General features: G+C 42.8%; 26 protein-coding genes. 20 read left to right on the top strand and 6 right to left on the bottom strand.

The window, feature by feature from the left end:
- The first annotated feature begins 65 nt into the window (after positions 1-65).
- The 4 genes from CD004_RS17185 to rarD all read left to right on the top strand — a co-directional run bounded on the left by CD004_RS17185 (position 66) and on the right by rarD (position 3,580).
- Entirely contained in the window at positions 66-272 is a 207-nt protein-coding gene (locus tag CD004_RS17185; RefSeq protein WP_102263877.1) for an alpha/beta-type small acid-soluble spore protein, read from the top strand.
- A 196-nt stretch (positions 273-468) separates the two neighbouring features.
- A complete protein-coding gene (mbcS, locus tag CD004_RS17180; RefSeq protein WP_102263876.1) occupies positions 469-2,049 on the top strand; it encodes an acyl-CoA synthetase MbcS in 1,581 nt (526 codons plus the stop codon).
- A gap of 130 nt (positions 2,050-2,179) precedes the next feature.
- Positions 2,180-2,500: an iron-sulfur cluster biosynthesis family protein gene (locus CD004_RS17175; RefSeq protein WP_102263875.1), complete on the top strand. Its 321-nt coding sequence runs from the start codon at positions 2,180-2,182 to the stop codon at positions 2,498-2,500.
- A gap of 144 nt (positions 2,501-2,644) precedes the next feature.
- A complete protein-coding gene (gene rarD, locus CD004_RS17170) occupies positions 2,645-3,580 on the top strand; it encodes an EamA family transporter RarD (RefSeq protein WP_102263874.1) in 936 nt (311 codons plus the stop codon).
- A gap of 116 nt (positions 3,581-3,696) precedes the next feature.
- On the opposite strand, the gene CD004_RS17165 is transcribed toward rarD, so the two are convergent.
- Positions 3,697-4,497 (bottom strand): NAD kinase, encoded by an 801-nt coding sequence (locus tag CD004_RS17165; protein ID WP_102263873.1) that lies wholly within the window; start codon positions 4,495-4,497, stop codon positions 3,697-3,699.
- Positions 4,498-4,640: 143 nt separating this feature from the next.
- On the opposite strand from CD004_RS17165, the gene sppA reads away from it, so the two are divergent.
- The 11 genes from sppA to CD004_RS23880 all read left to right on the top strand — a co-directional run bounded on the left by sppA (position 4,641) and on the right by CD004_RS23880 (position 13,969).
- Positions 4,641-5,651, top strand: coding sequence for a signal peptide peptidase SppA (sppA, locus tag CD004_RS17160; protein WP_102263872.1), 1,011 nt, complete (start codon positions 4,641-4,643; stop codon positions 5,649-5,651).
- Between the two features lie 12 nt (positions 5,652-5,663).
- A complete protein-coding gene (locus CD004_RS17155) occupies positions 5,664-6,284 on the top strand; it encodes an RDD family protein (RefSeq protein ID WP_102263871.1) in 621 nt (206 codons plus the stop codon).
- Between the two features lie 74 nt (positions 6,285-6,358).
- Positions 6,359-7,054, top strand: a complete 696-nt coding sequence (locus CD004_RS17150) for a DUF2953 domain-containing protein (protein ID WP_102263870.1) — start codon at positions 6,359-6,361, stop codon at positions 7,052-7,054.
- 18 nt (positions 7,055-7,072) lie between these two features.
- Positions 7,073-7,585 carry a GerW family sporulation protein gene (gene ytfJ / locus CD004_RS17145; protein WP_102263869.1) on the top strand — a complete coding sequence of 171 codons (513 nt, stop codon included), beginning with the start codon at positions 7,073-7,075 and terminating at the stop codon, positions 7,583-7,585.
- 183 nt (positions 7,586-7,768) lie between these two features.
- Entirely contained in the window at positions 7,769-8,269 is a 501-nt protein-coding gene (gene tpx, locus CD004_RS17140; protein ID WP_102263868.1) for a thiol peroxidase, read from the top strand.
- A 348-nt stretch (positions 8,270-8,617) separates the two neighbouring features.
- Entirely contained in the window at positions 8,618-9,613 is a 996-nt protein-coding gene (locus tag CD004_RS17135) for a class I SAM-dependent methyltransferase (RefSeq protein WP_102263867.1), read from the top strand.
- A gap of 373 nt (positions 9,614-9,986) precedes the next feature.
- Entirely contained in the window at positions 9,987-11,174 is a 1,188-nt protein-coding gene (locus CD004_RS17130; RefSeq protein ID WP_102263866.1) for an acetate kinase, read from the top strand.
- A 158-nt stretch (positions 11,175-11,332) separates the two neighbouring features.
- On the top strand, positions 11,333-12,169 hold the full coding sequence (locus CD004_RS17125) for an EcsC family protein (protein ID WP_102263865.1): 837 nt from the start codon (positions 11,333-11,335) through the stop codon (positions 12,167-12,169).
- Positions 12,170-12,173: 4 nt separating this feature from the next.
- On the top strand, positions 12,174-12,686 hold the full coding sequence (locus tag CD004_RS17120) for a MogA/MoaB family molybdenum cofactor biosynthesis protein (RefSeq protein ID WP_102263864.1): 513 nt from the start codon (positions 12,174-12,176) through the stop codon (positions 12,684-12,686).
- Between the two features lie 597 nt (positions 12,687-13,283).
- Positions 13,284-13,808, top strand: a complete 525-nt coding sequence (locus CD004_RS17115) for a GNAT family N-acetyltransferase (protein WP_102263863.1) — start codon at positions 13,284-13,286, stop codon at positions 13,806-13,808.
- Positions 13,805-13,969 (top strand): hypothetical protein, encoded by a 165-nt coding sequence (locus CD004_RS23880; RefSeq protein ID WP_158651582.1) that lies wholly within the window; start codon positions 13,805-13,807, stop codon positions 13,967-13,969. Before CD004_RS17115 ends, CD004_RS23880 begins: the two co-directional genes overlap by 4 nt.
- 39 nt (positions 13,970-14,008) lie before the next feature.
- Here CD004_RS23880 and CD004_RS17110 read toward each other — a convergent pair whose 3' ends face one another.
- Positions 14,009-14,326: a hypothetical protein gene (locus CD004_RS17110; RefSeq protein ID WP_102265148.1), complete on the bottom strand. Its 318-nt coding sequence runs from the start codon at positions 14,324-14,326 to the stop codon at positions 14,009-14,011.
- A gap of 202 nt (positions 14,327-14,528) precedes the next feature.
- On the opposite strand from CD004_RS17110, the gene CD004_RS17105 reads away from it, so the two are divergent.
- Positions 14,529-15,734 carry an argininosuccinate synthase gene (locus CD004_RS17105; RefSeq protein ID WP_102263862.1) on the top strand — a complete coding sequence of 402 codons (1,206 nt, stop codon included), beginning with the start codon at positions 14,529-14,531 and terminating at the stop codon, positions 15,732-15,734.
- Entirely contained in the window at positions 15,731-17,101 is a 1,371-nt protein-coding gene (argH, locus tag CD004_RS17100; protein WP_102263861.1) for an argininosuccinate lyase, read from the top strand. The genes CD004_RS17105 and argH overlap by 4 nt, the downstream gene beginning before the upstream one ends.
- A 55-nt stretch (positions 17,102-17,156) precedes the next feature.
- Here the strand turns inward: argH and CD004_RS17095 are convergent, their stop codons facing one another.
- Entirely contained in the window at positions 17,157-17,606 is a 450-nt protein-coding gene (locus CD004_RS17095; RefSeq protein ID WP_041968071.1) for a universal stress protein, read from the bottom strand.
- Between the two features lie 105 nt (positions 17,607-17,711).
- On the opposite strand from CD004_RS17095, the gene CD004_RS24130 reads away from it, so the two are divergent.
- The 3 genes from CD004_RS24130 to CD004_RS17085 all read left to right on the top strand — a co-directional run bounded on the left by CD004_RS24130 (position 17,712) and on the right by CD004_RS17085 (position 20,394).
- Complete coding sequence (locus CD004_RS24130) at positions 17,712-17,867, top strand: hypothetical protein (RefSeq protein WP_170029999.1); 156 nt, start codon at positions 17,712-17,714, stop codon at positions 17,865-17,867.
- 313 nt (positions 17,868-18,180) lie between these two features.
- A complete protein-coding gene (gene ald, locus CD004_RS17090) occupies positions 18,181-19,302 on the top strand; it encodes an alanine dehydrogenase (RefSeq protein WP_102263860.1) in 1,122 nt (373 codons plus the stop codon).
- 162 nt (positions 19,303-19,464) lie between these two features.
- Positions 19,465-20,394 carry a manganese-dependent inorganic pyrophosphatase gene (locus tag CD004_RS17085; RefSeq protein ID WP_102263859.1) on the top strand — a complete coding sequence of 310 codons (930 nt, stop codon included), beginning with the start codon at positions 19,465-19,467 and terminating at the stop codon, positions 20,392-20,394.
- Between the two features lie 55 nt (positions 20,395-20,449).
- Here CD004_RS17085 and CD004_RS17080 read toward each other — a convergent pair whose 3' ends face one another.
- From CD004_RS17080 to deoC, 3 genes are all read right to left on the bottom strand, one after another.
- Positions 20,450-21,064 carry an AmiS/UreI family transporter gene (locus CD004_RS17080; protein WP_102263858.1) on the bottom strand — a complete coding sequence of 205 codons (615 nt, stop codon included), beginning with the start codon at positions 21,062-21,064 and terminating at the stop codon, positions 20,450-20,452.
- Between the two features lie 133 nt (positions 21,065-21,197).
- On the bottom strand, positions 21,198-21,620 hold the full coding sequence (locus CD004_RS17075) for a cytidine deaminase (RefSeq protein WP_102263857.1): 423 nt from the start codon (positions 21,618-21,620) through the stop codon (positions 21,198-21,200).
- Between the two features lie 37 nt (positions 21,621-21,657).
- On the bottom strand, positions 21,658-22,332 hold the full coding sequence (deoC, locus tag CD004_RS17070) for a deoxyribose-phosphate aldolase (protein WP_102263856.1): 675 nt from the start codon (positions 22,330-22,332) through the stop codon (positions 21,658-21,660).
- Positions 22,333-22,613 lie beyond the last annotated feature (281 nt).

Here is a 22,613-nt window from a genome sequence, read left to right as displayed (position 1 = left end):
CAATTAAAGTTTTGAATTAAGCCATGTGTTTTTACACACTCTATACTCACAAGGAGGTGAAACACATGGCAAACAACAACAGCTCAAATCAACTTCTAGTACCTGGAGTATCACAAGCTCTTGACCAAATGAAGTACGAAATCGCTTCTGAATTTGGTGTACAGCTAGGCGGAGAAACTACTTCTCGCGCTAACGGTTCTGTAGGTGGAGAGATCACTAAGCGTTTAGTTCAAATGGCTGAACAACAACTTGGTGGCGGATACTCTCGCTAATTAAAAAATTAATAATATGGCTACAAGGAGCGGGGCAGATGCCCCGCTCTTTTTTTGCACGAATTATTATATTGAAAAAATGTTATCATATAATTTTAAATTTTTAAATAATTTTGTATAATAGGAATTGGGGATAAGAAGGCAAGTACTCACATTAGTGAACCGGCCTGAACAAAACATTATGAGGGGGAAGAGTATGAACAGGGAACAATTAATTGCGCCGCAAAAGTATAATCTTGTATCTGAAATGGAGCGCTTCGCTCAGGATCAAGAAAGAAAAGCGATTGTCTGGGAAAATGAAGCAGGCAGCACGAAAGAAATTACATACCATGAACTTCTAAATAATGCGAATAGAATTGGAAACGTTTTCTCGGAACATGGCTTGCAACAGGGGGATGTCGTTTTGGTCGTCGTGCCGAGATTGATTGAGGCCTATCAGGTTTATATTGCATCGTTGAAAATGGGCTTAGTTGTCATCCCTAGTTCGGAAATGCTAAGAACTAAGGATTTTCAATATCGGATCAACCATGGCGACGTAAAAGCAATTGTAAGCTATGCTCCTTTTACAGAAGAATTCGCAGGAATAGAGGAAGCGGATAACCTGCCTAAGTTTGTTATTGGAGACGAAAGAGAAGGCTGGATCCATCTGGATGCAGAAATGGTTAATGCTTCGGCTGACCTTCCGCTGGCACCTACTGAACGCGATGACATGGCATTCCTTAGCTACACTTCCGGAACGACAGGCAATCCTAAAGGGGTCGTCCATACACATGGATGGGCATATGCGCATCTTCGCACAGCAGCAACAAATTGGCTTGGGATTGAGGATGGTGACACTGTCTGGGCGACAGCAGGTCCTGGCTGGCAAAAGTGGATCTGGAGTCCGTTTTTATCTGTAATGGGAACTGGTGCAACCGGCCTGGTTTATCAGGGGAAATTCGAGCCCCAAAAGTATTTGACACTGCTGCAAAAATATAATGTGAATGTCCTTTGCTGCACACCGACTGAATACCGTCTGATGGCAAAGGTGGAAAATTTAAGTGATTTTAATCTGCCAGGACTTCACAGTGCTGTTTCTGCGGGAGAACCGCTTAATCGGGAAGTAATTGATACATTTAAAAAGCATTTCAATGTCGAGGTGCGCGACGGTTATGGACAGACAGAAAATACATTGCTTGTCGGCGTGACAAAAGGCATGGAATTGAGACCGGGATCGATGGGCAAGCCAACGCCTGGAAACCGGGTCGAAATTATCAATGAAAACGGTGAGCCTTGTGCTCCAGGAGAAGTCGGGGATATCGCTGTCCATGTTGAAACACCAGCTTTGTTCAAGAACTATTACAAGGATCCAGAGCGGACAGCGATGCAGTTCCGTGGTGATTACTACGTAACAGGGGATAAAGCGAGCAAAGATGAAGAAGGCTACTTCTGGTTTGAAGGACGCGGAGACGACATCATCATCAGCTCTGGCTATACAATCGGGCCTTTCGAAGTTGAGGATGCACTTGTAAAACATCCTTACGTAAGTGAATGTGCAGTAGTAGCATCACCTGATGAAATCCGCGGTCATATCGTAAAAGCCTTTGTTGTCCTGCGAGACGGCGTCAGCCCTGAACAGGAGAACCTTGTAGCTGAGCTGCAGCAGCACGTGAAAGAATTAACGGCTCCATATAAATACCCAAGGAAAATCGAGTTCCTTGAAGAACTTCCAAAAACAACTTCAGGAAAAATTCGCCGCATAGAATTGCGCAAGAAGGAATTGGAAGGGGCAAAATAAATAGTGTAGCAAGAGGCAGGCCGCTGTGGTCTGCCTTTTGTATTTAGTTAAATAATTAGCTAAGTAACAAGCAGAGCATGCGTTGTGGATAAAAACTTGGGTATATTTAATTTTATAGGGGTGATTATTCATGAAAATCGAAATTAAAGAGGCAGCATTGGAAGAGTTGAGTAAGGTCCAATTCAGCGATAGTGAAGGAATAAGAATTTTAGCAGAGTTTGTTGGGACATGTTCGATCGCAACGGACATTCAACTGCACATCGAAGAAAAGCAGGCTGATGATGAAGTGATTACAGAAAGCGGTATTAACTTTTTTGTACCAGAAAAATCGCTGGAGTCCCTTCCAAGCAAAATATTCTTGGATTTTAAGCCTGGTTTCGGCTATAAAATATCCTCTGCCGAAGAGACATTTGGCTACAACTTCAAGTTAAAATCACGAAATGAAAAATAACCTGGTCAGGGTTATCTTTCTTTATTGCATTAAACAGTGTGCATAAATTGTCTGTTATTAGCCTTAAAAAAAGATTGTCAGTCCGCAGCATTCCCCTTTATAATGATATTATTTCGAGTCTAGAAAGATTAGGGGGCTGTTCGGATGGATAAAAGGACCGAACAACAAGCTGGTGTCCTATACGCAGCTTTTTCTTATATATTGTGGGGATTCCTTCCTGTTTATTGGAAGCTTTTAGATCATGTAAATGCTGATGAAATCCTTGCTAATCGTGTATTCTGGTCGTTTTTCTTCATCGCCGTCATACTGGTCATTAATAAGAAATGGAGACTTTTCACTGGGACATTGCTCGGGCTGGCCCAAAATAAAAAGCAATTAGCCGCCCTGGCTGTGGCTTCAATGCTAATCAGCATTAACTGGTTCATGTATATCTGGGCTGTGAATACAGACCAGATGATCGAAGCAAGCCTTGGCTATTATATCAATCCGCTTGTAAGTGTCCTTCTTGGGATGGTATTTCTGAAGGAACGCCTATCCTTGCTGCAATATATATCGTTTGCGCTCGCAGCAATCGGTGTATTGATTATGACGATTTCATACGGACAATTTCCGTGGATTGCTCTATCACTCGCAATTTCCTTTGGCCTGTATGGATTGGCGAAGAAATTGATCAAGGTAGATTCTGCTGTCGGGCTGGCGCTTGAAACACTGGTCGTTATGCCGCTCGCAGCCATCTACATTGGCTACCTCCTAAACCAGGGAACGAACTCACTGTTTGCAGGTTCATTGTCAACTACGCTGCTGCTGGCAGGCGCAGGGGCAGCTACGGCAGTTCCACTGCTCTTTTTCGCTAAAGGAGCCCAAAGGATTCCGCTCGCAACACTTGGTATCCTGCAATATATTGCACCGACATTGACACTCATCCTTGGAGTTTTCATCTATCACGAAACATTCTCGTCAATCCATCTGCTTGCCTTCACCTTTATCTGGTCAGCATTGATCCTTTACTCATTATCAAGGACAAAAATGGCAGCAGCTTTGACGGTTAAGTGGAAGAAAGAAAAAGGATTGCATATGTAAGGGGTGCAATCAAAGATCCCCAAAAAAAGAGCTGCGGAATAATCCGCAGCTCTTTTCTTAAGAGGTTAGTAAGTATAAATTCTACTTCGAGAATTGTACAGCTCCAGCGCCTAGCCTTATAAGAATGTCCTCTTCACTTTTTCCCAGAAAGAGTTGTCCTTCAGTTTTACAGTTTTAATAATTTTGTTGCTTAGTTTCACATCGAATTTTTCGACATGCTGGATGCTAAGTGCTTCGTTATCCATTCCCATGATTGGATAATCATTTCCGTCCTGGGCAACCTTGAAGGTAAGCTTTCGGTCTCCGCTGAGGATGAATGATGAGCCAAGCGTACGGAAGTCATTATTGTTCACTGAAGCAAGCTCGCTCACCTGCATGCAAGGAAGCAGCGGGTCTACGACTGCGCCGTTGACCGATTTATTATAAGCTGTGCTTCCTGTAGGGGTTGCGACGATCATGCCGTCCCCGCGGAAGGTCTCGAAATGCTTGTCGTCGATATACACATCCATTACAAAAGCTTTGATGATCGCTGAACGTACGCTGAATTCATTCAAGCAGCCAAAAGTTGTATCACCATCGATTGTAACCTCGATCGTCGGATAGCGTCTGACTTCGATTTGTGCATTTGTGATTGCTTCAATCATTTTATCTGTATCCTCTAGACGGAAATCACAATACATATTCAGGGAGCCAGTAACTGAAATACCGGCATATAGGCAATCATCCCGGAAACCGGTCTTTCTGACAGCCTGCAGGAAGGTACCGTCATCACCAACACTGACGATGATATTAGCGGTACGATAGTCATTCACGATATTGAAATTATATTGTTGTGCCAGTTTATAGAGAGGTTCAACTTTTTCCAGCATGGTTGTGTCTGGCGTATGGTGAAAATAAATATTGCGGCGATCTGGCATATAAATTCCTCCAAACATTTCGTATTTCTTCCATAATTTTACCCACTTTTGAATTCTTTTGCTAAAATAAATGTTATTGACATCAGTTTATCATTTTTTCATAAGGTTTTGAAAGTACGAGAAACTTACAAGGGGGCTTCAAGATGAATGGGAAAAGGTGGGCGGCTTTAGGAATAGCCGTCGGATTGTTCATTGCATCAACATTTATTAATTTTCTGTCGACAGTAGCTTTCAGTGACGCGGAAAATGCGTTTACAGATATGTTTGCCGTAACGGAAGAAATGTTTGCTGAAGAGATTATCGAAGAAGGTGACATGCTGAGCAAGATAGCAGTATTGTCCATTAATGGCGTGATTCAGGATACAGGGGATGCAGAATCATTCTTTGAAAGTCCGCTATATAATCACAGGGCATTCATGGAACAACTAGATTATGTAAAAGAAAGCGACGATGTTAAAGCCATTATTCTGCAAGTGAACTCACCTGGTGGCGGCGTCGTGGAAAGTGCTCAAATCCATGACAAGATCAAGGAAATCCAAAAGGAAACGAAAAAGCCTGTTTATGTATCGATGGGGTCAATGGCCGCTTCTGGTGGTTATTATGTGTCTGCTCCTGCGGATAAAATCTTTGCCAGCCCTGAAACGCTTACCGGATCGCTGGGTGTCATCATGCAGGGAGTTAACTATGCCGGTCTTGCCGAAAAGTATGGAGTTGAATTCACGACAATTAAAAGTGGGCCATACAAGGATATCATGAGCCCATCAAGGCCGATGACAGAGGATGAGCGGGAAATCCTCCAATCGATGATAGACAACTCATATGAAGGATTCGTAAAAGTCATTTCCGAAGGCCGCGGTTTGTCTGTGGAAAGGGTGAAGGAAATTGCGGATGGCCGCATCTATGATGGCCGCCAGGCAAAGCAGCTGAAATTGATCGATGGATTTGGATATCTGGAGGATGTCATAGACAGTGTCAGGAAGGATCAAAAACTCGGAGACGCTACTGTTGTCAAATACACAGAAAGCATGGGATTTGGTTCGTTTTTCAGCATGAGCGCACAAAAGATCATTGGGAAAGACGCAGAAATGGCAGGCTTAATGAAGTTATTATCCCAGCCTAATTCTCCACGCCTGATGTATTTATATGCGGAATAAGGAGGGATAAATATGAATTCGGATGATTTTAAAGATCGGGACAATGTACCCTCTCAATCTGAACCAAAAGAAGCAATGGAAGGGTCCGGAATCTCTGATGCTAAGTCGCATTTTCGGACAGAAACAGAATATCCAGTACCTCAGACTGAATCTGCCAATTACCCACAACCTGAGGTTTATGAAGTTGACAAAGCTGAACCCGTGAATCATATTTACGCTGGTCTCTATGCCGGTTTCTGGACACGTTTTTGGGCTTATTTGCTTGACTTGATTGTAATTGGGAGCATCAACCGGATGATCATTAATCCTGTGTTTCGGGCACTGGATGTACCGTTGATTGAGGATGGGATTCTTTCACCGATAGCCATCGCGACAGCTGTTGTCTTCTATTTATATTTTGTGTTAATGACAAAGTACTTCGGCCAGACCCTCGGAAAAATGGTGTTTGGCTTGAAAGTGGTAGAGCTGGATGGCAAGGGTCTTACTTGGGGAACCGTTATTTTCCGCGAGTGGATCGGCCGTTTCATTTCAGCGACCATTATGGTATTGTATGTGGTCGTTGCTTTTACCAAGAAGAAACAGGGGCTGCATGATTTGTTTGCTGATACAACCGTCATATATGAACCACGATGAAATGGACCTGCTGCGGCAGGTTTATTTTTTTGCCTTTTTGTTGATAATAATAGGCTGAAAGGTTGTGGAGGACGATGAAATGGGTGCTGCTTGCCATACTGCTTCTCACGGTGCTTGTACTTATAATCCTTTTTACTAAAGTTAAGATTTTTTTAGATTATTTCCACGGCAATGATAACGATCATTTTAAGGTGACAATTAAGGCATGGGGAGGATTATTCAAGTTTAAGATAGAAGTTCCTGTAGTAAAAATTGATGATAATTCTCCCACAATCATCGCAGAGCAAAAAGTTAAAACAGGTCCCGATGAAAATATGAAACAACAAAAAACAACTCAGGTTGATAAAAATGATTTACTTGATAGCCTGCATGATATCAGGCAGATGATTACCCACATCGCCGGTCTCCACAAAATCGTCCGGAATTTTTTAAAGAAGGTTACGATTCGGAATATTGAATGGCACACTATGGTAGGCGTATCGGATGCAGCAGCAACAGCTGTGATTACTGGTGCTTTTTGGGCAGTCAAAGGCGGTGTTATTGGGCTTCTAAGCAACTATATGAAAATGAAAGAAATGCCTGTCATGACGATTACACCTAGCTTCCAGCAAACTGTTTCAATTACTAGTTTTAAATGTATGATTCAAGTCAGAGTCGGGCATGCTATTTTAGCAGGAATAAAGCTGGTTAAATATTGGAAGGGCGGCTGGCCAGAATTTAAATCAAAGCCATTATCCGCTCTTTCCGGTGATAATACTAATTCTGTCTAAAATAAGGAGGAAACAGGAATGTCCGACCATCCAATTCAAGGATTAATGACAACTGCCATGGAAAGCTTGAAAGAAATGATTGATGTTAACACAATCATTGGAGACCCAGTAGAAACACCGGATGGAAGTGTGATCCTGACAGTTTCAAAGGTAGGTTTCGGTTTTGCCGCTGGTGGAAGTGAATTTGTTTTGGAAAGCTCTAAAGGAGGATCCGGTGGCTCTGGCGGTTCTGGTGGCTCAGGAGGACAGTCTGGAGGTTCCCAGCATCCATTCGGAGGAGGTAGCGGTGGCGGTGTTTCAATTACGCCAATTGCTTTCTTGATCGTCAACTCTAAGGGTGTAAAAATGCTTCACCTTGATGAAAATACACATTTGTACGAGAAAATACTTGATCTGGCTCCACAGGCTGTTGAAAAAATCCAGCAAATGATGTCAAAGAAAGACCAGAATAGCCAGGATGGCAGCCAGAATAAAAACCAAGGCCAGTCTCAGTCTGATTACAACGGTCCGAAAACAGACCTGGATTTATAAGCAGGTGAATTCACTAAGTAATGGGAAAACCAACTATTTAGCAGGAAGCTGCCTTTTCCAGCGGAAAGGCAGCTTAGCTATGTATGTTGCATCTTGGTCTCCTTACAGTAAAATAATTGCAAAAAAATTCTTTAAAAGATATATTAACACTGTACATATAATGGACAAGGAGGATGAGCAGGTATGGCATCTGTTACATTTAAGGGGAACCCAGTTACATTGTTAGGAAATGAAGTAAAGGTTGGAGACCAGGCACCGGATTTCAAAGTGCTTGCAAACGATCTTTCTGAAGTCACACTTCAGGATTCTAAAGGACAAGTACGTTTGATCAGCGTTGTTCCTTCAATTGACACAGGAGTTTGTGATGCACAGACTCGCCGTTTCAATGAAGAAGCTGCAAACCTTGATAACGTTAAGATTTTGACAGTAAGCGTGGACCTTCCTTTCGCGCAAAAGCGCTGGTGTGGTGCGGCTGGAATCGAAAATGTCCAGACTCTATCAGACCACCGCGAGCTTTCATTCGGTGAAGCTTACGGAGTAGCAATCAAGGAACTTCGCCTGCTTGCACGCGCAGTATTTGTTGTTGATTCAAACGACAAAGTATCATACGTTGAGTATGTGAGCGAAGCAACAGACCACCCTAACTACGAAGCAGCAGTAGAAGCTGCAAAGAAAGCAAACTAATATTACAACCAGTGAACAAGCCGCAGAAAAAACCTGCGGCTTGTTTTGCTTTGATAATAGGAATGTGTGAATTTTTACGATTTCATTTTGGCCAAACGGACAAATGTGAAGCAGGGAACGAGAGATGAGTCCGTGTCCGATAGGAAGGCTCTATCGGATAAACAGAAGGCGCAGAACGAGAAAAGTGTCCGATAGTAAGGTTCTATCGGACAAACAGGAGGCGGAGAACGAGAAAAGTGTCCGATAGATTCTCTGCACAATCCGCCCCCTTTCCGACCATATACCTTGTACACAGAGCAAAACAGGTCTAAAATATATAAATATCTATTCAAATCAGGAGGAAGAAAAGTGAGTATGACTCCGGTCGAACAATTATTTACTGCATTCAATACAACTGCAGATATTTTAAAAGAAGAGTTATCATGTACATATTTGGAAGCGCTGGCTGAAAGCGGGGAAAACATGTTCCAGGGCACAGTGCTCCAAGACGAACTGAATGAAGTCACAAAGAAACGGCTTGAAAAAGTATATAAGGAGATTAACCTTGATTCTTTTAGCAATGAAGAAATTCGCAAAGGCTTCCAGCTTGCGATTTTAAAGGGAATGAAGGAGCATACCCAGCCGAACCATCAAATGACACCTGATTCTGTCGGCATGTTCATTGGCTACCTAGTCAATAAGTTTGTTGCCAAGAAGTCATTCAGGTTGCTTGACCCTGCGGTCGGAACTGGAAACCTTCTTGCTACGGTATTGAACCAGCAGATTGACAAGGAAATCGAATCTGTCGGTGTTGAGATTGATGACCTGCTGATCCGTCTGGCTTTCGTGAATGCCAACCTTCAGAAGCATCCGGTCGAGTTTTTCAATCAGGACAGTCTTGAACCATTGTTTGTTGATCCGGCAGATGCGGTCATTTGTGACCTTCCAGTGGGCTACTATCCTAATGACCTCAGAGCGGAACAATATGAAGTAAAAGCAAAAGAAGGCCATACATACTCTCATCACATGTTTATCGAGCAAAGTACGAAGCACGTGAAAGAAGGCGGGTATTTGTTCTTCATGATTCCTAATGGTCTTTTTGAAAGTGAACAAGCCCCAATGCTTCATGAGTTCATTAAAAACCATTTGATTGTCCAGGGTGTTTTACAGCTTCCAGCTTCATTGTTTAAAAACAAGCAGGCAGCTAAAAGTATCCTTATACTACAGAAAAACGGTGAAGAAGTGAAAGCACCAAAACAGGCACTCCTTGCCGAGCTTCCTAAACTATCGGACGGAGCAGCCGTGAACAGGATGCTGAATAAAATCGATCAATGGTATAACGAAAATAAAAATCTACAGCAATAGAACCGGCTGCATTACCGGTTCTTTTTTCGTTTTGTAGCTTCAGCGCCTAGCCCCTCGAGACGCTTCGGTCCTCCCTATGAAGTCAAAGAACGACTTCACTGTCAGGCCCTTCAGCGCTTGTCGGGGCTGACCAAGGCGCTTGCGCTTTTCTTCTTTGTTTCGGGTATATAAAACATGGCAATATTTTTTTCTAATCATTAGAAGTATCTGAATAAAAACTCATTTCCCGTTTGGAAAAGCTTTGCTTGAAATGTGAAAAAGACAGTGTTTAAATGGGAAAATGAGAGATATAATTGCAGCCTGTGGCACACAATAATGGTGTACTATTTCACTGTATTTTTAATCAGGTTGTTATATAAAAGGAGCGGTACAAATGTCTAAAATAATTGCAATCAATGCCGGCAGTTCGTCACTTAAGTTCCAATTATTCGAAATGCCAAGCGAAGAAGTTATCACTAAAGGCATTGTAGAAAGAATTGGTCTTAAGGATTCAATCTTTACTATTTCTGTAAATGGAGAAAAGAATAAGGAAGTTACTGATATCCCCAATCATGAGGTAGCGGTAAAAATCCTTCTTGATAAACTGACGTCTTTGGGAATAATCCAGTCACTTGATGAAATCGAAGGAATCGGCCACCGTGTTGTTCATGGCGGAGAAGAGTTCAGTGATTCTGTAATGATCACCGAAGAGGTTTTACAAAAAATCGAAGAGCTTTCAGAGCTCGCGCCACTGCACAATCCAGCTAACTTAACTGGTATCCGTGCATTCCAGCAAGTGCTCCCGAATGTTCCTGCGATTGCTGTGTTTGATACAGCTTTCCATCAGACAATGCCTGAAAACTCTTTCCTTTACAGTCTTCCATACGACTACTATAAAAAGTACGGAATCCGTAAGTACGGCTTCCATGGTACATCACACAAGTATGTTTCCCAGCGTGCAGCTGAAATGCTTGGCCGTCCTGTTGAGCATCTGCGCCTGATTTCCTGTCACCTTGGAAATGGTGCAAGTATCGCAGCAATTGAAGGCGGTAAATCTATCGATACATCCATGGGATTCACTCCGCTTGCAGGCGTGACGATGGGAACTCGTTCAGGTAACATTGACCCTGCCTTGATTCCATACATCATGGAAAAAACAGATAAAACTGCTGATGAAGTACTGGACGTCCTGAACAAAGAGAGCGGTATGCTTGGCGTTTCCGGATTCTCAAGTGACCTTCGCGACATTGAAGACGAAGCGGAAAAAGGAAATGAACGTGCAGAGCTTGCACTGAAAGTTTTCGCGGACAGAATCCATAAATACATCGGTTCATATGCAGCACGCATGTGCGGTGTGGACGCAATCATCTTTACTGCAGGTATTGGAGAAAACAGTTCGGCAATCCGTGCCCGTGTATTACAAGGACTTGAGTTTATGGGAATCTACTGGGATCCAGCTTTGAACAAAGTGCGCGGAGAAGAAGCATTCATCAGTTACCCGCACTCTCCAGTAAAAGTTATGGTCATCCCGACAGATGAGGAAGTTATGATTGCTCGAGATGTTGTGCGTTTAGCAAAATAAATCATATTTCAGGCAGAAGCGAATAAGCTTCTGCCTTTTAATGTGGATCGGGAATTTTGGTTTGTTATTAGCTGAATGTGCTAGCGGGACTGACCGAGGCGCTTCGGCTTTTCTTGTGCTATACTGGAAGAAAATTCAGATATGCTGGAGGTTTTTCAATGCCTTTGACTCAACGGGAACAAAAGGTGCTGGATGAATTAAGTGCTTGGGAAAACAATCTCTACGATTATGAACCGAATGATTTTGAATTAGCGTATGATCGATATCTTGAACGATCTTTTTCGCTTTTGCCAGAAGAGGTACAGGAACGCTTTTTCACCTTATTCGACGGCTGGCTTTTCCATCTTCACTCCCTAATCCAGGGTTCACAGCTGCAGATGGATGCCAAGGAAAGGATTCTTTCAGCAGGGCGAGTTTTTCAGCCTGACCTTGAAACCATTCAGGATTTAAGAGAGCTGCCGATTGAACAGCTTGAGTTCATTGCAAGGCAGCAAATTGCCCGCCACAGACTCTATTCCTTCGTCCAGGGTGGTATGTCAGGGAGTGGAGGAAATCTTGTGCTAGGAGCAGATATGCCGGCAATGGCAGTCATTAATTTGCGGATTGTCCAACTGGTTGCGATGACCTATGGATTCGAAGTGAATACTCCATTTGAAATGATGGTCGCATTGAAGGTTTTCCATACTGCGACAATGCCTTCGAGGATGCAGAGCGCTGGCTGGGAAGAGCTGAAGAATGACCTCGAACAAGCAGAAGATTATTATTTCTATGAAGGCAATGATGACCTGACAGACGTGACATGGCTAGAACAGCCAATCAAACAGATCTTTAAGGGGATGGCGATCCTGATGTTCCGCAAAAAGCATGTCCAGGGCATGCCGGTGATCAGCATGGCGATCGGTGCGGGGGCAAACTATCAATTGACGAGAAGGGTCACTGACTTCGCTCATAAGTTTTACCAGATGAGATATTTCAAAGAAAAAGGAGTACTTTAGAGTTATGAGTACACAGGAACATAAACAAGCTGCACCAAGCCAGGTGCGTTGCAAAGTCATAACAGTAAGCGATACAAGAACACCAGATACAGATAAAAGCGGCAAGCTGATGATGGAAATGCTTGAGGCTGCCGGGCATAAGATCGTCGATTACGTGATTGTCAAAGATGAAGCTGAACCGATTAAATCTGAAGTGATAAAAGGCTGCAGCAACTCCGAAGTTGACGTGGTGCTAACGAACGGCGGCACAGGGATTGCCAAACGAGACGTCACAATCGAAACAGTCCAAAGCATTTTTGAAAAAGAAATTCCTGGGTTCGGTGAGATTTTCCGGATGCTAAGCTATACCGAGGATATCGGTTCGGCTGCCCTGCTATCGCGTGCAGCAGCTGGAGTCGTGAATGACCGCGCCGTCTTCTCAACACCAGGATCAACTGGTGCTGTCCGCCTGGCAATGGAAAAGCTGATCATACCGGAGATAGGACATGTGGTAAGAGAACTGACAAAGGATTTATAATACATTACAGAGATGAAACCTTTTAGAGTTTCATCTTTTTTTGTGGATAAAAAGGAATTTAGAAAACATGGTCGAATAACTGTATGGAGTTTCCAGATAAAAGGAAGATTGCTGTGGTTATGAGAGGACAATCTCGAACCGGATAGAAGCAGGTTCGAGTTCAGACAGGTTTGAGACGAAAATGAGTAAAGCTGTCAAAAGTAGAGGCAAGTTCAGACAGGTTTGAGAGGAAAACAAGAAAAGCTGTCAAAAGAAGAGCCAAGTTCAGACAGGTTTGAGCGTAAACAAGAAAAGCTGTCAGAAGAAGAGCTAACTTCAGACATGTTTGAGCGTAAAACAAGAAAAGCCGTCAGAAGAAGAGCTAACTTCAGACAGGTTTAAGCGTAAAACAAGAAAAGCTGTCAGAAGAAGAGCTAACTTCAGACAGGTTTGAGCGTAAAACAAGAAAAGCTGTCAGAAGAAGAGCTAACTTCAGACAGGTTTGAGCGTAAAAAAGAAAATCTGTCAGAAGTAAAGCTGTATCTGGGCAGGGATATTTGAAAGGTAGTATTCAATAAAGCTGGCCATGAAAGTGATTAACAGGGGGAGGCTTTAAATATGTTTGAGTATAAAGAAATTAGTAGAGATGAAGAGCTATTGAACCAAGTAGCGAATCTATACCAACAAGTATGGTATCAAGAAGATCGTTCCATTAGTGATCGAGTGGTAAGGCATGCAGGCTATGACGGCTATAGAGGGTTTGTGGCAATTTCTGAGCAGGAGGAAGTGGCTGGTTATGCTTATGGTTACTTTTCTCAACCGGGTCAGTATTATCATGGATTGCTGTCGAAAGCGTTCAACCCTGAAGAGTATCAAAACTGGTTAGAGGATTGTTTTGAGTTCGTTGAATTGGGGGTGCATCCTGCATTCAGGAATCAAGGGCTGGCAAAACAGCTGGTAACCCGGTTAATAGATGGTGTAGAACATAAGAATGCGGTGCTAACAACGCAATCTAATAATGCTCCTGCCCGCAGTCTTTATGCAAACTTGGGATGGACTGTTATAAATGAGGCCTTTTATCCAAATGGTGATGAAGAATCATATATCATTATGGGAAAAAAGCTTCAAAAGGAGGATAAATGAGGTTATTAATCACGATTATATTTATTTTTATTGGCAGTATTCTGGTTGGTTCAACCATTGATCAACTCAGTTCATTCGGAAATGGAGTGTTGAGATTAACAGGGGCAGCTTTGATGATAGGTGCCGTTTATTCTTTTAATAAAAGTAGAAACAAAAAATAGCCTGGAGATTCCGGGCTATTTTTTGTGCAATTAAAAGTGCTATTGATGCATTTTCTCTGATGAAATATCCTGTTGGGTGCGATACCAGAGCCAGAGGTCATTTATGATGGACGCCAGCTCGGAAATTTCACTGTTCAGTTCGCATGAGCGGATGAAGTTGCTTTCATCGGAAAGCTGGGCTTGCTTCAGGTTGATTGTTTTTTCAAGCTCTGCGATCCGGTCAGGAATGCTGCCGCGAATTTTTTCCCAGTGGAGGAGAATCGCGTGCCGTGTGTCGATGTCGTAATCTTCCCAGTTTTCTTTTAGGTCTGGCAGGGGAATGCCCAGTCGGCTGTTAAAAAGAAAATATTGTTCCATTTCTGTTGGAACCCCCATTCCGGTAATCATTGCTTTCATTCTACTATACTTTTATTTCCTCTTCTACACTAGTCCCTCAGAAGTTTCTTACCAAAAACTAAAATTTCAACTTGAAATGTTCTGTAAAACCTGTTAATTTAATAACATTGAATAAAGATTTATTTAAATGTATAAATATCCAAAATAAAAAGGGGCATAAAAAATGACTGAAAATAAATTGGTGCTTGCCTATTCCGGCGGGCTTGATACATCTGTTGCAATTAAATGGCTAAAGGACCAGGGCTATGCAGTAATTGCTTGCTGCCTTGATGTTGGAGAAGGAAAGGATCTTGAATTCATAAAAGAAAAAGCTTTGAAGGTTGGCGCAATCCAATCATACGTCTTGGATGTCAAAGAAGAATTCGCCAACGATTATGCACTTTTCGCCCTCCAGGCCCATGCATTATACGAAGGGAAATATCCGCTGGTATCTGCATTATCCCGTCCATTGATTTCTAAGAAACTAGTAGAAATTGCTGAAATGGAAGGTGCAACGGCGGTCGCACATGGCTGCACTGGAAAAGGAAATGATCAGGTGCGTTTCGAGGTATCGATCAAAGCATTGAATCCGGATCTTAAGGTAATTGCTCCGGTTCGTGAATGGAAATGGTCACGTGAGGAAGAAATTGCTTATGCAGCTAACAATGGCATCCCGATTCCGATCAATCTTGACAGCCCGTTCTCAATTGACCAGAATCTTTGGGGAAGAAGCAATGAATGTGGCATTCTTGAGGACCCATGGCAGGCGCCTCCAGTTGAGGCTTACGAACTGACATCAGAGCTCGAAGATACGCCTGATACACCGGATATCATTGAGATTGAATTTGTCGAAGGGGTACCAACAGCGATTGATGGCAAAGCATATCCACTTTCAGAATTGATCCTTGAGCTGAACGCTGTTGCAGGTAAGCACGGTGTCGGAAGGATTGACCATGTGGAAAACCGTCTTGTCGGCATCAAGTCACGTGAAGTATATGAAGCTCCTGCGGCGATGACCTTAATCAAAGCACATAAGGAACTTGAGGATATCACGCTGGTAAAAGAGGTAGCGCATTTTAAACCGGTAATTGAGAAAAAGATGACAGAATTGATTTACGAAGGGTTATGGTTCTCGCCACTTCAGGAAGCACTGGCAGCGTTCCTGAAGTCAACCCAGAAGCATGTAACAGGTACTGTCCGAGTCAAGCTATTCAAAGGCCATTCAATTATCGAAGGCAGAAAGTCACCGTTTTCTTTATACAATGAAAAATTGGCCACTTACACTGCGGATGATGAATTCGACCACAGTGCTGCTGTTGGATTCATTAATCTTTGGGGACTGCCAACAGTTGTTCACAGCATGGTCCAGGGCAAGAAGGTGACAGTGTGAAGAAGTTATGGGGAGGCAGATTCACAGGATCCGCAGAGGAATGGGTCGATGAGTTCGGTGCATCGATTGGCTTTGACCAGGAACTAGCGGACCAGGATATTGATGGCAGTATCGCCCATGCCACAATGCTCGCGAAGTGCGGAGTCATAACAGAGAGTGAAGCGGATGTAATCATCCACGGTTTGAAAACCTTGAAGCAAAAAGCGAGCAAAGGTGAACTGGAATACTCAGCTAAACTTGAGGACATCCACCTGAACATTGAACATCACCTGACTGAATTGATCGGTCCAACCGGCGGCAAGCTCCATACGGCAAGGAGCAGGAATGACCAGGTGGCGACGGATATGCATTTGTACCTTAAAGAACAGGTATCCGAAATCATCGAGCTGATCACTGAGTTCCAAAAATCTTTGGTCCTTAAGGCGGAACAGAATATTGAAACGCTGATGCCTGGCTATACTCATTTGCAAAGGGCACAGCCCATCTCCTTTGCCCATCATCTGATGGCTTACTTTTGGATGCTTGACCGGGACAAACAGCGTTTTCAAGATAGCATGAAAAGAATCAATCTTTCTCCGCTTGGTGCAGGTGCGCTTGCGGGAACTACTTTTCCGATTGACCGACATATGACAGCGGAAATTCTGGGGTTTGAAGCCATTTATGAAAACAGCCTTGACGCTGTAAGTGACCGCGACTTTATACTTGAGTTCCTCTCAGGCAGCTCAATTTTAATGACGCATCTGTCACGTTTATGTGAGGAAATCATACTGTGGTCGAGCCAGGAGTTCCAATTCATCGAGTTATCAGATGCCTTTACGACGGGCAGCAGCATCATGCCTCAGAAGAAGAATCCGGATATGGCTGAACTGATTCGCGGTAAAACAGGCCGTGTCTATGGCAGCCTGATGGGACTCTTGACCGTATTGAAAGGATTGCCTTTAGCCTATAACAAAGATATGCAAGAAGATAAAGAGGGCATGTTCGATACTGTCAAAACAGTGAAGGGCTCCCTGAAAATTTTCGCTGGCATGATCAGTACGATGAAGGTGAAAGAGGACAAAATGGCCAAGTCGGTCAAGAATGATTTTTCAAATGCCACGGAGCTGGCGGACTATCTGGCAGCCAAAGGAGTACCTTTCCGTGAGGCGCATGAAATCGTCGGCAAGCTTGTCCTTGAGTGTATCCAAAAAGGATGCTATCTTGCAGACCTGCCACTGGAAGCATACCAATCCATGAATCCATTGTTTGAGGAAAATATCTATCAAGCATTGAACCCTTATAATGCGGTGGAAAGACGAAACAGCGCTGGAGGGACAGGTTTTTCACAGGTGAAAAACCAAATCGAAAAAGCAAAAACATCACTATGAATGGAAAAAGCACGCAGTCTCGAAAACTGCGTGCTTTTTTGTATGATTAGTGAGGTTAATTTTCTTTGTCAGTCCGAACAACCAGGACATCACAGGATGCATAGCGGGTAATGTGCTCAGAGACACTTCCGATGAAGAAGCGTTCCACCGCATTCATTCCTGTTGCTCCGCAAATGATCAGGTCGGCGTTATATTTCTTTGCAACATCTTTCGCAATCTTGACCTTTGGTGAACCATAATCGATGTCATAATCTACGTCTTTGATGCCAGCTTCGAGAGCCTGCTGTTTGTAGCTTTCCATCAATTCTGTTGCAAATTGTGTCGCACGCTCTGAGATAGTGCGGTCATACGCCTCAACAGTAGCAAAGGTGCGTAAATCGATTATGTGGGTCATGACCAGACTCGCGTCGTTTCTTTTTGCGATTTCAATGGCTTTTTTAAAAGCCCATGCTGCTTGTTTAGAACCATCAACGGCAACTAAAATGTTCTTATAATAAAGTGCCATAGTTCTCGCCTCCTTTACCTATATTATACAACAGTTTCATTAGTATAGCTGTGACAATCCAACGAAAACTATAGATGCAAGCATCATATTGAAGGAGGATTTCACATGGATAAAAAGGAACAGAGAGGCCGGTCATTTTATGATTACGATGATCAGGGTGTCATGCAGGTAAGCCAGCAAATCATGGATTCATACAACAGCGGGGTAGTCCCGCAGGAACAGATGCAAGCAGCAGTAGAAAACAACGAGGAACATAGATAGGACCAGTTTTCAGAGATAAAGCTTCTTAATACGGGAGCCTTTCAACCTGGCTAAATGCAATGAGTTGGCTTGCTAAGAACCCTAATCTTAGCAAGCCTTTATACTTTCCCCAAAAATTAAAAATATACAGAATAGTATATTTTAGGGAATTTTGTACGAATTGTTTTGCCAAAAGCATTTTTTTCTACTAAAATGAAAGTGTTTTCATCCTAGCCTACTTAACCTATTTTTTTATTTCATAATTTGAAAAAATGATATAGTGGTGACAGGGTAGAAATGGCAGGGCAATTATTATTATAGGAGGTATGCAATAATGCGTATCGGTGTACCTAAAGAGATAAAAAACAATGAGAATCGTGTGGCTATGACGCCTGCGGGAGTAGTAAACCTTGTAAACTTCGGTCATGAAGTTTATATCGAAACAGGAGCTGGAATCGGCTCAAGTTTTACAGATGAAGACTACAAAGCGGCTGGCGCTCTAATCGTTGAAAGTGCCCAGGAAGCATGGGCACAGGATATGGTCATGAAGGTTAAAGAACCTCTGGCAGAAGAATATGGTTATTTCCGTGAAGGCTTAATTCTATTTACATATTTGCACCTTGCTCCAGAACCAGAGCTGACAAAGGCTTTGATCGAGAACAAGGTTGTCGGCATCGCTTATGAAACTGTACAACTGGCTAACGGCTCTCTTCCATTGCTTACACCTATGAGTGAGGTTGCTGGCCGTATGTCTACACAAATCGGTGCACAATTCCTTGAAAAGGTCCACGGAGGAAAAGGAATACTGCTTGGTGGCGTTCCAGGTGTCCAAAGAGGAAAAGTAACAATCATCGGTGGCGGTGTTGCAGGGACAAATGCAGCGAAAATGGCTGTCGGCCTTGGTGCACAGGTTACAATGATCGATTTGAATCCAGACCGTCTTCGCCAGCTTGATGATATTTTTGGATCTGACATTACCACGTTAATGTCTAATCCTTTGAACATTGCTGAAGCAGTCAAAGCATCTGACCTTGTAATCGGTGCGGTTCTGATTCCGGGTGCGAAGGCTCCTAAGCTTGTAACAGAAGAAATGATCCAGTCGATGAACCCAGGTTCAGTTGTTGTCGATATCGCAATCGACCAGGGTGGACTTTTCGAAACAACTGACAGAATCACGACACATGACAATCCTACTTACGAAAAGCATGGCGTTGTACACTACGCAGTTGCAAACATGCCAGGTGCAGTTCCTAGAACATCAACAATTGCGCTGACGAATGTGACAGTGCCTTACGCTGTCCAAATTGCGAACAAAGGCTACAAGCAGGCTTGCCTCGACAATGCAGCATTATTAAAAGGAATCAACACGCTTAATGGCTACGTGACCTACCAGGCAGTAGCTGAAGCACACAACCTCGTTTACTCTGAAACAAAAACATTATTAGAGCAAATTTAATTGCAGGAGGTCCGGATGAATAATCCGGATCTTTTATTTTCAGGTTCCGTCAATTTCGTACAAAGCTGTTTAAAATCTTTCAATTTTAGCGTATATTATTTATGGGATATACGGGTTCTTTGCTAGAAGTCCCGTGTTAATTTGTTATTGAGGAGTGTCATGATGGAAAAAGTACTTGTTTTTGGACATAAAAATCCTGATACGGATACAATCTGCTCTGCCATTGCCTATGCTAACTTAAAGCAAAAGCTTGGCGTTGATGCGGAAGCGGTACGTTTGGGCCAGGTCAATGGAGAAACTCAATATGCGCTTGATCACTTTAAAGCTGAAGCACCGCGCCTTGTGGGGAGAGTTTCAGAAGAAGTGGGCCAGGTCATCCTGGTTGACCACAACGAACGCCAACAGAGCGCTGATGACATCACAGATGTTCAAATCGTCGAGGTTATCGACCATCACCGCGTGGCTAATTTTGAGACAAGCGATCCTTTATACTTCCGCGTTGAGCCAGTAGGCTGCACAGCGACAATCTTGAATAAGATGTATAAGGAAAACAATGTTGAAATTGATAAAAACATCGCAGGCCTGATGCTTTCTGCAATCATCTCAGATTCATTATTGTTCAAGTCTCCTACTTGCACTGACCAGGATGTGGCAGCAGCGCGTGAATTGGCTGAAATCGCTGGTGTAGATGCTGAGGAATACGGTCTTGAAATGCTAAAAGCTGGTGCGGACCTTAGCAGCAAAACAATCGAAGAGCTTATTTCCCTTGACGCCAAGGAATTCCAGATGGGAGATTCCAAGGTTGAAATCGCACAGGTAAACACTGTTGACGTCAATGATGTCCTTTTGCGCAAGATAGAGCTTGAAGAAGCATTGATCAATAAAGTGACCGAAAAGAATCTTGGTCTATTCTTATTGGTGATTACTGATATCTTGACGAATGACTCCGCAGCGCTTGCGATTGGTGAAAAGGCTGCTGCTGTTGAAGAAGCATTCAATGTTACACTTGAAAACAACACTGCTACCTTAAAAGGTGTAGTATCACGGAAAAAGCAGGTCGTTCCTGTACTGACAAATGTACTTGCGAAATAAATTCTATTAAAAAAACCGTCTTGGCCAATTTAATTTGGCAGGACGGTTTTTAAATTTAAGCGAATTTCTCAGTTCGAGCAGAAGCTTTTTTCAGCTTTAATGTAATATAAGCAAAATAGACGAAAGCAGCAATTGAGAAGTAGATCCAGGCGTTGGCAACCTGGTCTGTTTTCCATAAGCCTGTCATGGATAATAATGCCGGGAAGGTCAATGTCAGCCATGATTGGACCATTGCCACCTTGCCTATATAGACGTCGATTTTCTTGTTCATACCCATCGAAAGGAAGAACAGGAACCATAGATAGGCCCACATAAGCCATGTCAAAGCGTTCACGATATCTTCAAAATGTACATATGCTACTGCTGCATAAATGACTGCAAGTACTGCAACCCAGAGGGAATACCATCCAAGTCCGGTGCCATCAAGGTCTTTCCATAATGTCAAACCGACATATAAATAGGTGAAACCAAATAGAAAAATGCTTGCCAGGCTGTAGACCGTCCAGTTGTTCTGGTCAGAAACAGCAATCAAGTAAAACGGCACAATCACTTGCAGTGCCCCGATGAATAAATTGAATACGGCCACGCTTTTCGCATTTGCCTTTCCCAGAAGCATTAAGCTGTTCAGGAAGAGTGCTGCGCCTGATAATAATAAACCTGCGTCTCCCATGATGTATGCCGTCCCAAGAGATGGGCCGGCTCTTTCCTCCTTTTGTTAGAAAAAATCGTTCGAATAAGAAAGAGCAACTCTTTTACCCGATAGGATAGAGGAGTTGCCCCTTGTTAAACTTAAATTAATCGATCTATACCATTTTCTTTGACATATCAGCCTTATCCATATCCTTGGATGTGAAATATCCAGGAAGGATTTCGCTGATTGTCGTTTCCTTTACATCGCCATTCAGATTGGCAAGGTAAATTTTTGTATCGTCAGTCGCGAATTCTGCAATTACCTGGCGGCAGGCACCGCAAGGAGAAACGGGGCCTTCAGTGTCTGCGACTACTGCAATAGCCTTAATCTCAGTATCACCTTCAGATACAGCCTTGAAAATAGCCGTTCTTTCAGCACAGTTAGTCAGACCATAGGAGGCGTTTTCGATATTGCAGCCAAGATAAACATTGTCATTGCTAGTGATAATTGCAGCGCCAACCTGAAACTTAGAATATGGAACGTATGCTGTGCTTCTTGCTTCAATAGCTTTTTCAACAAGCGTCTTTTTATCCATCGTCCATTCCCCATTCCCAATTGATTTTTGTTAATTCTTAGTAAGAAGACTCAGAAGTCAGGCCGTTGACTATTGCCACGCCAGAGCTTGCTCCAATTCTTGTTGCTCCTGCTTCGATCATGTTTTGTGCATCCTCAAGGCTTCTTACTCCGCCGGAAGCTTTAACGCCAACATCAGGTCCAACAGTTTTTCTCATTAGGGCGATATCTTCCACAGTTGCTCCGCCTGTTGAGAAACCAGTTGAAGTCTTGACGAAATCTGCTCCTGCATTAACAGAAAGCTTGCATGCCATTTCTTTTTCCTCATCAGTAAGAAGGCAAGTTTCAATGATAACCTTAGTCAATGCTTTGCCTTTTGCAGCGTCAACTACCGCTTTGATATCTTTTTCAACTAAATCGTATTGCTTGTCTTTCAAAGCGCCGATGTTGATAACCATATCGACTTCTGTCGCGCCATTTTCAATTGCATTCTTTGTTTCGAATGCTTTTGTTTCTGAAGTTGTAGCTCCTAGTGGGAAGCCGATTACTGTACACACTTCCACTCCTTCAGCATCCTTAAGAATTTCAGCAGCTTTCTTAACCCATGTTGGGTTAACGCAAACAGAAGCAAATTTATATTCTTTTGCTTCCTCAGCCAGCTTTACAATCTCCGCTTCGGTTGCATTTGCTTTAAGTAATGTGTGATCAATCATTCCTGCTAAGTCTTTAGACATTAGATCAAACCCTTTCTGTATTAAAAATATGTTGAAACGCTTTCATAAGGAAGAAAAATATATAACCCAAATATATTATGTGTAACTTACATGAATAATATATCAGGTAGGTGAACATATGTAAATAACCTCGTGAACATATGTAAAAATAAAATATGGAAATACATGAATTTGTCATATTTCTTATCAAAATTTTCTTTTGACTTTGAAATGGTATTTCATTATAGTTGCTATATAAAAATGAATAAATCATCCTGCTTTCGCGGGAGAGGTTCATAGCG

The organism is Mesobacillus jeotgali (assembly GCF_002874535.1).
Taxonomy (GTDB): Bacteria; Bacillota; Bacilli; order Bacillales; family Cytobacillaceae; genus Mesobacillus; species Mesobacillus jeotgali.
Note: the sequence above shows the minus strand (reverse complement) of the source record. Positions and strands in the feature narration are given on the sequence as shown.

Coding starts and splice junctions, on each gene's coding strand:
- CD004_RS17185 (WP_102263877.1), top strand. CDS start 66: ATGGCAAACAACAACAGCTCAAATCAACTTCTAGTACCTGGAGTATCA.
- mbcS (WP_102263876.1), top strand. CDS start 469: ATGAACAGGGAACAATTAATTGCGCCGCAAAAGTATAATCTTGTATCT.
- CD004_RS17175 (WP_102263875.1), top strand. CDS start 2,180: ATGAAAATCGAAATTAAAGAGGCAGCATTGGAAGAGTTGAGTAAGGTC.
- rarD (WP_102263874.1), top strand. CDS start 2,645: ATGGATAAAAGGACCGAACAACAAGCTGGTGTCCTATACGCAGCTTTT.
- CD004_RS17165 (WP_102263873.1), bottom strand. CDS start 4,497: ATGCCAGATCGCCGCAATATTTATTTTCACCATACGCCAGACACAACC.
- sppA (WP_102263872.1), top strand. CDS start 4,641: ATGAATGGGAAAAGGTGGGCGGCTTTAGGAATAGCCGTCGGATTGTTC.
- CD004_RS17155 (WP_102263871.1), top strand. CDS start 5,664: ATGAATTCGGATGATTTTAAAGATCGGGACAATGTACCCTCTCAATCT.
- CD004_RS17150 (WP_102263870.1), top strand. CDS start 6,359: ATGAAATGGGTGCTGCTTGCCATACTGCTTCTCACGGTGCTTGTACTT.
- ytfJ (WP_102263869.1), top strand. CDS start 7,073: ATGTCCGACCATCCAATTCAAGGATTAATGACAACTGCCATGGAAAGC.
- tpx (WP_102263868.1), top strand. CDS start 7,769: ATGGCATCTGTTACATTTAAGGGGAACCCAGTTACATTGTTAGGAAAT.
- CD004_RS17130 (WP_102263866.1), top strand. CDS start 9,987: ATGTCTAAAATAATTGCAATCAATGCCGGCAGTTCGTCACTTAAGTTC.
- CD004_RS17125 (WP_102263865.1), top strand. CDS start 11,333: ATGCCTTTGACTCAACGGGAACAAAAGGTGCTGGATGAATTAAGTGCT.
- CD004_RS17120 (WP_102263864.1), top strand. CDS start 12,174: ATGAGTACACAGGAACATAAACAAGCTGCACCAAGCCAGGTGCGTTGC.
- CD004_RS17115 (WP_102263863.1), top strand. CDS start 13,284: ATGTTTGAGTATAAAGAAATTAGTAGAGATGAAGAGCTATTGAACCAA.
- CD004_RS23880 (WP_158651582.1), top strand. CDS start 13,805: ATGAGGTTATTAATCACGATTATATTTATTTTTATTGGCAGTATTCTG.
- CD004_RS17110 (WP_102265148.1), bottom strand. CDS start 14,326: ATGGAACAATATTTTCTTTTTAACAGCCGACTGGGCATTCCCCTGCCA.
- CD004_RS17105 (WP_102263862.1), top strand. CDS start 14,529: ATGACTGAAAATAAATTGGTGCTTGCCTATTCCGGCGGGCTTGATACA.
- CD004_RS17095 (WP_041968071.1), bottom strand. CDS start 17,606: ATGGCACTTTATTATAAGAACATTTTAGTTGCCGTTGATGGTTCTAAA.
- CD004_RS24130 (WP_170029999.1), top strand. CDS start 17,712: ATGGATAAAAAGGAACAGAGAGGCCGGTCATTTTATGATTACGATGAT.
- ald (WP_102263860.1), top strand. CDS start 18,181: ATGCGTATCGGTGTACCTAAAGAGATAAAAAACAATGAGAATCGTGTG.
- CD004_RS17085 (WP_102263859.1), top strand. CDS start 19,465: ATGGAAAAAGTACTTGTTTTTGGACATAAAAATCCTGATACGGATACA.
- CD004_RS17080 (WP_102263858.1), bottom strand. CDS start 21,064: ATGGGAGACGCAGGTTTATTATTATCAGGCGCAGCACTCTTCCTGAAC.
- CD004_RS17075 (WP_102263857.1), bottom strand. CDS start 21,620: ATGGATAAAAAGACGCTTGTTGAAAAAGCTATTGAAGCAAGAAGCACA.
- deoC (WP_102263856.1), bottom strand. CDS start 22,332: ATGTCTAAAGACTTAGCAGGAATGATTGATCACACATTACTTAAAGCA.